At 58.5% G+C, this 11,016-nt stretch carries 5 protein-coding genes and 1 pseudogene; all 6 read right to left on the reverse strand.

What is annotated here, in order from left to right:
- On the reverse strand, positions 1-1,016 hold a 1,016-nt coding region (locus tag BN3772_RS30155; RefSeq protein ID WP_042204482.1), incomplete at its 3' end, for an AAA family ATPase.
- Between the two features lies 1 nt (position 1,017).
- Positions 1,018-2,202 (reverse strand): exonuclease SbcCD subunit D, encoded by a 1,185-nt coding sequence (locus BN3772_RS30160; protein ID WP_042204483.1) that lies wholly within the window; start codon positions 2,200-2,202, stop codon positions 1,018-1,020.
- A 77-nt stretch (positions 2,203-2,279) separates the two neighbouring features.
- Positions 2,280-6,452: a UvrD-helicase domain-containing protein gene (locus BN3772_RS30165; RefSeq protein WP_042204484.1), complete on the reverse strand. Its 4,173-nt coding sequence runs from the start codon at positions 6,450-6,452 to the stop codon at positions 2,280-2,282.
- Complete coding sequence (gene addB / locus BN3772_RS30170; RefSeq protein WP_042204485.1) at positions 6,449-9,970, reverse strand: helicase-exonuclease AddAB subunit AddB; 3,522 nt, start codon at positions 9,968-9,970, stop codon at positions 6,449-6,451. The genes BN3772_RS30165 and addB overlap by 4 nt, the downstream gene beginning before the upstream one ends.
- A gap of 320 nt (positions 9,971-10,290) precedes the next feature.
- Positions 10,291-10,689: a hypothetical protein gene (locus tag BN3772_RS30175; protein ID WP_042204486.1), complete on the reverse strand. Its 399-nt coding sequence runs from the start codon at positions 10,687-10,689 to the stop codon at positions 10,291-10,293.
- 18 nt (positions 10,690-10,707) lie between these two features.
- Positions 10,708-11,016 (reverse strand): annotated as a pseudogene (locus BN3772_RS30180) (ABC transporter ATP-binding protein); the annotation flags it as partial.

An 11,016-nucleotide genomic window follows, 5' to 3' on the forward strand; every position in this document is an offset into this window, starting at 1 on the left:
GGCGCCTGTTCAGCCGCTTCAGCCGCAGCAAGCTCTGCCGCTGCCCGTTCGGCGGAAGCGGCCTGTACCTCCTGGCCCTCCGCACGGGCCAGCCGGCTCTTCCAGGCGGCTTCCGCGCTGCGCCAGGCAGTCAGCACAGGCAGCCGCTGCCCGGCCTCGTCAGCCTGGCCGAGCTTCTGCTCCAGGAGGAGAATGCCCTCCTCCCGGGCAGCCAGCTCCTGCCGCTTGGCCTCTCGGCGGGTACGCTCCTCCTGCAGCTCGCGGATCTTCGCGAAGCGTTCAGAACGCTCCTGCGCCTGCTCCAGCAGCTTGCGGCACTCTTCTGCACGGCGGCCTGCCTCCTGCAGCCTCGCTTCAGCCGCCTCAATATCCGCTTTACCGGCGCTGCCGAGCCCCTGCTGCTCAGCCTCCAGCGCGCGCAGCGCCGCTTCATTATCCTTGATCCTGCGGCTGAGCTTCATCGCCAGCTGGTCACCGTACTGCTCCAGGTGGAAGAGCCGCTGAAGCATCTGCCTGCGGTCGACACCCCGCAGGGACAGGAACTCGGCGAATTTCCCCTGCGGCAGCACAACCGCCCGGGTGAAATCATCCATCTTGAGCCCGATATGCTCCTCCACACAGCGCGTAACATCAGCCAGCTTGTCAGCCAGGACATGATCCCCGTCTTCAGTGAGCTCGACAAAGCGGCTGATCGTATTGCTGACTGACTGCTCGCCGGTGCGTTTGAACTTCCGCTCCACCCTGAAGCGGCGCGGACCGGCTGAGGATACAAGCTCAAAGGTAAAAGCAACGCTGAGCTGGTCCTCCGAATGGTTCATAATGCCCTGTGTCCCGTTCACGGCACGCTCCACCTTGCCGTACATCGCCAGCGTAATGGCATCCAGCAGGCTGGACTTCCCGCTGCCGGTCGGGCCGAAAATCCCGAACAGCCCGGTTTCAGTCAGGCTGGCAAAATCAATCTCCTGCTGCTCCCTGTAGCTCTGCAGCCCGGACAGCTTCAATAGAATCGGCTTCACGTCAGCCCACCTCGCCTTCCTCCGGCTGGCGCCGGTCCTCTTCTTCCGCCAGCTCCAGGAACAGCCGGACCAGACTGTCGTCCGGCTCGGCCCCTCCGGTCTGACGCTGGTAGAACTTACGGAACAGCTCCTGCACCGGCATACGCGAGCGGGCGGACTGCTCCAGCTCCAGCTCCATCTGCGGATACACCGGCCGGATGTGAATAATCCCTTCCCGCGCCTTGCGCAGCCGCTGGATATCATTCAGGGACATTGCCTCAGTCAACTTGAGCTCCAGATCAATAAAAGCATGGGCATCGCGCCCTTCATCCAGCCAGCTGTATACCTCCTCAAGTCCCCCGGATGACCTCCAGTTGACCAGCGGACGGCCGCAGCTCAGATAAATCTCTTTAAAATCAGGCTCTCCTCCGGGTGCAACATCCACCATTGTTACTGACTTGGCCTGTCCCGCTTCGGAAAAACTGTACGCCAGCGGAGACCCGCTGTAACGGATCATGCCGTCGCCCTTCACGCGCTGGGCACGGTGCAGATGCCCAAGCGCTGTATATTGTGCACCGCAGGACAGCGCAGACGGATCTACTGTATAAGCGCCGCCAACCTGGATCGGGCGCTCTGAATCGCTCTCATCGCCGCCCAGCACATAAATATGGCTCATCGCAAGATTGACCGTCTGCGGAGTGAACTCTCTGCCCAGCAGCTTCATCAGCCGCCCGACTCTGGCGCTGTAAGCCAGCCGCAGCTCATCCTCTCCGCTCTCGCCGGCCAGCAGCTCGCCAAGCCGTGCCTCCGAGGGGTAGGGGAGAGCGGCGATTTTGGCAATTTCGCCTGTCCGTACCGCTTGCACCGTAACCGGCTCCGATGTAGGCATGCCAACCAGTGTAATTCCCTGCCGGCGCACGAGCGGGGAGACAGAGGCTACACGCTCAGGCTGATCATGGTTGCCCGAGATGACCACAAGCGGCCGGCCGCCTGCCGTCAGTCTTGCCGCCGCATCGTAGAACAGCTGCTCTGCCGCTGCAGGAGGATTAACTGAGTCATAGACATCTCCCGCCATCATTATAAGATCAGCCTGCTCGGAATCGGCAATGTCTACCAGCTCATCAATGAACTGCTCCTGCTCCTTCTGCCTGCTCCGTCCTTCCAGCGTACGGCCCAAGTGCCAGTCGCCTGTATGCAAAATGCGCATTTTACGCCTCTTTCCCCGCCACCCTGCGGTAATCATAGATTAATAGATTTACAATTAGTGGTTATCCCCTTTGAAAACTACAGCCTGACAGCATGCCCGCCGTCAAAAAAGTATAACCAGACCTCGCTGACCGGCTCGCCGGTTATGTCATACAGCGCTTTGCTGTACAGCTCAAGCTGGAACCGGTATTTCTCCTTCAGGCTGCCTATTCCACCCTGATGCTCCAGAACGGCATCTGTTTTGTAATCGATCAGAATCAGCCGCCCGTCCTCGCGGAACAGGCAGTCGATAACCCCTTGGATCAGTACAGCTTCCGCAAGTGCACCGGATTCCGGAGCTTCCAGCGCTGTCCGTTCATAATAATCAAGTCCCTTATAGGCCTCACCGGCGGGAACCATATAGCTGAACGGCTGCTCTCTGCGTGTCCATTCCGCCCCGGCCAGCCTCTTTCCGAGTTCACTGGAATAAAAGCGCTCCACTTCACCCAGCTCCACCGCTTCCGCCTGCTCCCCGCTTAGAACAGCGATCCGGACAAGACGAGCCAGCACCGCTTCAAGAACCGTACGGTCAACAGGCCCATCCAGCGGAACATGCTGCATGACTGTATGGTAGGCTGTACCGCGCTCCGCGCCGGTCAGTCCCCGTTTCTCCATAAACTTGGGACGGCGCAGCTGCAGGCTGTCCGCACGTGCAGTCTGTCCCTTGCCCCGGACGGTTCCGGCTGCAGCCCGTTCCTCCAGCAGATCCAAAGACGGCTGATCCTGTAAGGACAGCATGGATTTGAGCTCCGTGACTGAGGTCTTCGCCGGAATGGCGGAGGCGGCGGCCAGCGGATATTCCCATTGCAGCCGGGCGGCAATCTCGCCTGCGGCCGGTGTACTGTAAGCTGTAACCGTCTTGCCTTTGCGCAGCGCTTCGAGCACCTGCCGTTTCTCTTCATTCTTGGCTGCATCTTCTTCTCCAGCCGTATGAGTGCTTGAGCTTAATGCCGCGGCGTTCTGCACAGAAATGCTCCAGTTGGAGCTGTCACTGTGCAAGACCGTTGATCCGGTCCCCTCTACGCCGGCCAGCTTACGCAAAACCGCTGCAGCGGGGTGACGGATCAGCGCCGGACCGACCCAATCCAGATAGCTGCGGCCTCTGGCCAGCAGATGGTCGGCCAGCAGCAGCTCTCCGCGGCTCTGCGTACCCGCCCATGAGGATACGGTACGGGGGACATCACGCAATGTACCGACGAGAATCATCTTGTCTCGCGGACGGGTCAGGCCCACATAGAGCACACGCATCTCCTCGGCCAGCAGCTCAAGCCGGGAGCGCCGGTTGATTGCGAGAAAAGGGAGCGTCGGGTAGCTGACTCTCGTCTCCCGCTCCACAAACCGCGGTCCAAAGCCAAGCTCCTTGTGCATCAGGAACGGGGAATGCAGATCCTGCCGGTTGAACTGTTTGGCCATCCCTGCAATGAAAACAACCGGGAATTCCAGACCCTTGGACTTGTGTATGGTCATGATGCTCACCCCGCCGGCCTCTTCTCCGCTTCCTCCGGCAACCCCGAGATCCCCCCCGTTGTCCCGCAGCCGGTTGATAAAGACGAGGAAGCGGAATAAACCGCGCGCCGTGGTATCCTTCTCGAACTGTACAGCCCGGTCATACAGCGCCTTAAGATTATTCTGGCGCTGGAAGCCGCCTGGCAGTCCGCCGGCCCACTCCAGATACCCGCTTTCCCCGTAGATGCGCCAGATCAGGGCACTCAGGCTGCCCTGCCGGGCGGCATCACGCCAGCCTTCCAGCTGCATGAGGAAATGCTTCAGCTTCGCACGCAGCTTCGGTGTAATCTGCATAACTGCCTCCGCAGCAGCAGCTCCATGGACAGACTGCTGCTGCGCAGCTGCTGTCTCCGCCTCCACATGTCCGGCATCTGACCGTTCCATTTGCCTGCTGTATTCGGCCTCTGCGAATTCCCCATCCGGGGCAAAACCGGTGTAATCAAGCACTGGCTTATTTGTATTTCCTATACCAGTTGCTGCCGTAAGCGCATCATAGAATGTTCCGTTGCTGCACAGACGCACCTCCGCCAGCTGCTCCTCGGTCAGGCCGACAACCGGCGAGCGCAGCACACCGGCGAGCGGAATATCCTGGCTCGGATTATCCACAATCTGCAGCAGCGCAAGCGCGATCTCCACCTCGGTGGCCTGGAAATAGCCCTTGTTCTGGTCACCGAAAGCCGGAATACCTTCAAGACGCAGCTCCTCAATCAGGAGCGGCGTCCAGATCCGGGCAGAGCGCAGCAGAATCACAATGTCGCCGTATACGACCGGACGCATCAGCTTCTGCGATTTATCATAGATCAGGAGCGGTGCGCCTCCGGCCATTCCGGTCATCTGCTGGATGCGCCGGGCAATGGCCCGCGCCTCAAGCTGGGCTGTCTCACTTTCAGCCGCTTCATTCTCCTGTGCAGGGAGCTCCCCGTCCTCACCAGACTCCTCGGCATGTGCGCCGGAAGAAGTCCCCCGGTCAATCAGCAGCAGCTCCGGAGCAAAGTACGTGTCCGGTCCCTTTTCGGCAGCTCCGGGAAAGTTAGCCCCGTACACCAGCTCAGCACGCTCATCATAGCTGATCTCAGCAACAGTTCTATCCATAATCTGCCGGAAAATCATATTGACCGCATTCACAACCTCCATCCGGCTGCGGAAATTCCGGGCCAGGTCAATGACCATCCCGCCGGTGCCGCTTGCCGCTCCGGTTCTGTTACCGCCTGCGGTATCCTCAATGCCCTTCTTCCTGTCTTCACCGCCCGTGTCTCCCGCAGAGCTGTAGCTGTTGTACTTGTCCAGGAACAGTCCCGGCTCCGCCAGCCGGAAGCGGTAAATGCTCTGCTTCATATCACCGACCATAAAGCGGTTGCCCGGCGCTTCACGCGAGATCAGCCGCACAATTTCTTCCTGAACGCTGTTCGTATCCTGATATTCGTCAAGCAGCACCTCGTCAAACTGTGCCCGGTACTCCATTGCTGCATCGGAAGGCAAGGAGCTGCCCGGCCTGGAATCTGAATGGCGCAGGATCTGCAGGCAGTAGTGCTCCAGATCGCTGAAATCAACAAGTCCCCTACCGGCCTTTTCTATACGGTAGCGCTCGCCGAAGGTGATCACGGTCTCTGCCAGCTCGTTCATCAGCGGAGCCGCTGTATGCAGCTCTGCCAGAAAGGCATCCGCCGGACGCCCGAACAGGGATTTCTGCAAATCAAGCAAACTTTTCTTCACGTTGTCGCGAAGTTCCTTGACCATCTCCTGCAGAGCCGGATCAGTTGAATCCTTACGGCAGGCCTTCAGCTTGCCGAAATAGACTTCTACAAAGACATCATACAGCTCTGCCCAGGGCCGTGAGGCTACAGCCTCCTGCATCCCGCGCACCATCGCCAGATCCTCGGCCAGATTATCCGCATACGGCGCCGGACCGCCGGGCTGCAGGGCGATCTCCTGTGCCTGGAGCAGCTGGCTTACAGCTCCGTCCAGCGTCAGCCTGGCTTCCGCAAGAATGCTCTGTACCCATTGCGTCTGTCCAAGGCTTGCGGTATCCGGGAGCGCAAACTCAGCCGCAGTGTCCCGCAGCCACTCATCAGGCCACGGATGGCTGCGCGAAAAATCATGCAGCCGCTGCACCAGCGCATGCACCGCATCGTCACTGCGCTCCCCGCTGAACCAGTCGGCCAGCTGAACGAACACACTGTCTTCTCCGTCCTCCGTCATTTCACCGTACTTCTCCTCCAGCAGCTCCTCCAGCAGCTCCTGGCGCATCATCTCCGCTTCATGTTCATTGAGAATCCGGAAGCCGGGATCAATCGGGATCAGCTGATAATAGCGGCGGATGACCTCAAGGCAAAAGGAGTGCAGAGTCGTAATCGAAGCTCTGCCTAACAAGGCAAGCTGGCGCCGCAGATGGCCTTCATCCCCGCGTTCCTCATCTGCTGCGGCTTCTGTCTCCTCCAGCTTCTGTTCCAATGCTTCACGGATCCGCTGGCGCATTTCTGACGCTGCCGCTTTGGTAAACGTAGCCACCAGCAGACGGTCCACACTGAAGCCGGTCTGCGCGCTGCTGATTTTGCGGATAATCCGCTCCACCAGCACAGCCGTTTTGCCGGAGCCTGCCGCCGCCGCTACCAGGATATCGTCGCCGCTCTCAGCTATGGCCCGCCACTGGTCATCGCTCCAAAAGCTGCCCTCGGGCTTGGGTTCCAGTTCGGTTCGGTTTCTCACGCGTTTTCTCCTCCTTTGCGGGACAGCAGGTCCCAGACGGCATCCTTGGCCGGTTTGCCCAGATTGTTATAGCCGTTCCCTTCAACTGCTTCATCGAACTGGCACACAGGGCGGAACGAACAGAAGGTGCAGGCGGTCTCCTGCTGAATCCGGTACGGCTGGATAGCAACATCCCCTTCTGTAATACGTGTTCCAATCTCGGTAATGTTGCTGCGTACAGCCGACAATAGATGTCCCCACTGTTCAGGCGTTGCAACAGACGCACTGCTGTAGAAGCTCCCGTCACTCTTTAGCGCTACCGGCACTATGGACGAATGCCCTTTATCCAGTGTTGTATCCATCAGGGACACGACCTCACGGTCTGCTGTCAATAGCCCCTTCATTTTGAAGCGTTTGAGCAGCTCCTGCGCCGCCTGCTCGGAGTTCAGCCCGTTCGGCGATGACAGCAGCGGATCATGCACATGAAAGTATAAAGTTCCCGCAGGAAGGGCTGCCTTGCCAAGCCACTGCTCAGAATACGTAAGCAGCACGTCGAGATAGGTCAGCATCTGCAGCGACAGCCCGTAATAGACCTCATGCAGCTTAAGATCCTTCTGGCTGGACTTGTAATCGATGACCCGCAGCAGTACACCTTGCTCGCTATCCGCCATATCCACCCGGTCAATCCGGCCCACGACTTCCATAATGCAGCCGTTAGGCAGTGTAATTCTCAGCGGAGGCAGCTCCTTACCCGGCCCAAAATCAAGCTCCAGCCCGGCCAGCTCAAAGCTGCCCCGGCGGGCATGCTCACCGAGAATAACGGAGGCCCGTCCCACAATATTCTTCAGCTTGCGGGAAATATAGCCGTACCGCTTAGTGCTCATCAGAATCTCACCCTGCAGCAGCGGAGACAGCTTATCCACTGTCGCTCCCGCCTCACGGCGGCATTCCTCTGCAGACATGCTGCCCCAGCCCCTGCCCTGCTCCTGCAGCCGTTTGGCCATGTCACTCAGTGCAGCATGGAATAGCTGGCCGATATCAGGAGCCTGCAGCTTGTAGAGCTGGCGCTCCCTCAGCCTTAAACCGTATGAGGCAAAATGGGAGAACGAGCAGGCCACAAATTTCTCCATCCGCGAGACACTCCCTCGCAGTGTGGAGCCGCCATACAGCCTCAGGCTGGTCTCACGTCGCAGCGGAATCCCGCTGTTGCGGTAGAACAACGATCCGAGCAGACGCTCTAGCGGCAGCCGGTGCTCCTCACTGCCGCTGATGTACCAGTTATAGACATCCCACCACATCCCGGGAATCTCAACACCCTGTTTCCAGTGCCGCAGCTGCATTATCAGCATGCGCAGTGTCTGCTCCCGCTGTCCGATGAAGCCCAGGTGACGTGCTTCTCCCCGCGGATCGTCGTGGTGAAGCCCTGAAGGAAAGCCGGACATGACCTGTTCACTCAAAGCATCAGGAAACAGGACGTGAAGCTGGCGGATAATCTCAGAAGGCAACAATGCTTTGCCCTCCTCATCCGCAGTAGCATAGCTGATCCACAGCCTGCTGCTTGCTGTCGTAAGTGCATTATATATAAGAAACCGCTCGTCAAGCAGCTTGCGTGAAGCTCCGGGAGCCAGCTCCATTCCGGCATTCTCCAGCAGCATCCGTTCGCCCTCAGACAGAATTCCGTCCTCTTTGAACTGCGCAGGAACGACACCTTCATTGAATCCAAGCAAAAAGGCGTACTTAACGCCAGTAGTCCGGGTCCGGTCCATCGTTCCGACCAGCACCTGATCCAGCGACGGCGGAACAAGCCCCATCTTGAGTTCGGTAAGGCCGGTTTCCAGCACTCCGGCGAACAGCTCAAACTCCAGCCGCTCGTCGCCCATCATCTCGGCAATCTGGTCCAGCAGTTCAAGCACGGCATCCCACAGCTGGCTGTGCTCACGGGCAAGGGCGGGCTCCCCCCGTTCCAGAGCAGCGGCAATCCGCTGCTCCAGCTTGCGGGCAATGTCCGCCTCCTGCAGAAGAAGATAAACCGCAGTACACAGCTCAACCCCGCTGCGGCTTTTCTTTACTCTTTTCTCAAAGGCATAGAGCGGTCCCGTAATGGCCTCCCGGCAGGCTTCCATCTTCGCCAGCAGCGCCTCATCCACAGCTCTGGCGCCTTCCAGCGTGAGGCTCGGTATTCCCTTCCACGGTTTGCCGTTAGTCCAGCGGTAGCCTTGGATGCCGCACGCAAGCACATAGTTCTCAAGCCGGTCCATGTCCTCCCGGGTCAGGCTGCCGTCAGCCGGCAGCAGCAGCTCCGTCTTCACGCAGCGGAATACATCCTCGTAACGCCAGCGGCGGCGCACGATATCAAGGGCGGAGCGGACAAATTCCGCCAGCGGATGATGCAGCTCGCTGGCCTTCTGGTCAAGGAAAAACGGAATGCCGTAATCGTTAAACAAAGGAGCGATCAGCGACTCATAGTCGCTGATGCTCCGCATGAATACAGCCATTTCTCCATACCTGGCCCCTTCCTCGCGGGCAAGCCTGAGCATTTCGCGCAGTGCGCCCTCAACCTCTGTCCGGCGGGAGGAGGCTGCACTTACAGACAGCTCACTGCTTACTTGTTCAGCGCCGCCGTTCCACTTCCATCGCCGTCCGTAGCCCCGTTCCAGATGGGCAAGGGCGGGGCTGTCTGCAAACCGCGGCAGTACAGGCGGGTTAAGCAGCTCGTCCCATACTTCAAGGCCGGCCTCCTCCGCCATTCCGCGCAGCTTGATATACGTAACAGCCGGTGGATGGAACAGCTCCAGCTCATGCGGCTGCAGGCCCGGCGGATAAATTTTATCTAAGGTCAGTGCTACTGTTACACTAGAAGCATGGAGCATAATCTCCCGCAGCACTGTTAATTCCTGCGGGGTAAAGCCATGGAAGCTATCCACCAAGACTTCGGCTCCGCGGATATAGGAGGAGTCCTGAATATGGGCGGCAAGCTCAGCCAGCCTGTCCTCTTCGTCGATGTACAGTCCTGCCGTCTCCCGTTCGAGATCGCTGAATACTAGCCGGAGATCATCCAGCTTACCTGCCAGGATCGGACTGCCCGGCGAGGAGTCCCGCATTCTGGACAGCTGCTCCTCCAAGTCACTGGTCCCGAGGCAGCAACGCTTCAGCTCTGTATGCAGGCTGCTCAGCCGCTCGATGAAGCCGGGCCGGTCGCCGGAAGCGCCAAACAGCTTGAGCTCCTCCTTGCGGCGGCTGATAATTTTGTAGAGCAGCATTTTTTTGCCCTCTTCACTGATCGGCAGTCCGGCGCTGCCTCCGGTCTCCTGCTTCACCCGGTAAGCCAGGCGTGAGAAGCTGAGTGTCTGTGCCCGCAGGCTGCCCTTTGCCTTTCCCGTATCCAGCAGTCCGCGCTCTGCACTGAATGAGCCCTGCTCCGGAACCAGCATAATCAGCGGAGCACCCAGCGGCTCCTTCTCCAGCCTGGAGGAAATCTCCTCCCGGATTTTTGTTGTCTTGCCGCTGCCCGAGCGGCCTAGCAAAAAGCGTACCGTCATTGCAGTAGACTCCTTCCGTTTCACAGATTCAGCGCATCCGCACAAATCCAAGTTACATTCGTCCCAACATTATAGCATATTTACCCCCTGCATAACAGAACGTACGTTTGCCATTGTTTTCAAATCTCCATTGTCCCCTGCGGATAACACAACAAGTCCCCCCGCATAGCGGAGCCGTAACATGGGTGCTGAATCAGGCAATTCGAAGAGATCCTGAGAACTTATACATCCTTTACAATCCAAAAAGACTGCACGCCATGCCGGCGGCAGTCTCCTGATTTCATTTATTCTAATCTAATGATATAAAAGGCTTCAATTTGCTAGTTTTTCTGCAGCAAGGTGCCCAGCCACTCCTGTGCCTCCGCTTCTTCAGCGAATACATTGCCCGGACAGCCGTACACCTTTTTGGTGGAAAGAGCCGTTACCGGTTTATATAGGGCGAGCAGCTTCGAGCTGGCAGTTACAACGGCGATTCCGGCGCAGCTGCGCGCAATCAGCCCCTTATGCGACTTGCACCAGTCCATATACAGCCTGGTCACCTCACGGTCAGGACGCTCCCCGCGCTCTCCCTTCTGAATCATGATCAGCCCAAACCTGGAATTGCCCGCCAGCAGCTTTTCCCAGTATGCAATATATTCATTGACAGTCTCGCGGTCGAACTGATCTCCCAGATTAATCGTAACCAGCGGCCATGCGGATTCATCCAAAACAAATGCCATTGCTGTACCCTCCCTTAGTTAAGATGAGATGCGGAACCCGGCTGTGTCCTGCTGCAGTCTCCACAGCCGCGCGTACAGCCCGTCGGCTGCCAGCAGCTCCTCATGTCTGCCTTGCTGCACCATTACTCCTTGCTCAAGCACAATGATGCTATCCGCTCCGCGGATAGTCTTCAGTCGGTGGGCAATAACAATTACTGTCCGTCCCAGGATCAGCGAGTTAACAGCCTTTTGAATTTCCGCCTCGTTCTGCGGATCAAGCGAAGCTGTAGCTTCATCCAGCAGAACAATCGGCGCATCCTTCAATATTGCCCGGGCAATGGACAGCCG

This window comes from Paenibacillus camerounensis, from assembly GCF_000723885.1.
Classification (GTDB): domain Bacteria; phylum Bacillota; class Bacilli; order Paenibacillales; family Paenibacillaceae; genus Paenibacillus_AQ; species Paenibacillus_AQ camerounensis.

Coding starts and splice junctions, on each gene's coding strand:
- BN3772_RS30175 (WP_042204486.1), bottom strand. CDS start 10,689: ATGGCATTTGTTTTGGATGAATCCGCATGGCCGCTGGTTACGATTAAT.
- addB (WP_042204485.1), bottom strand. CDS start 9,970: ATGACGGTACGCTTTTTGCTAGGCCGCTCGGGCAGCGGCAAGACAACA.
- BN3772_RS30160 (WP_042204483.1), bottom strand. CDS start 2,202: ATGCGCATTTTGCATACAGGCGACTGGCACTTGGGCCGTACGCTGGAA.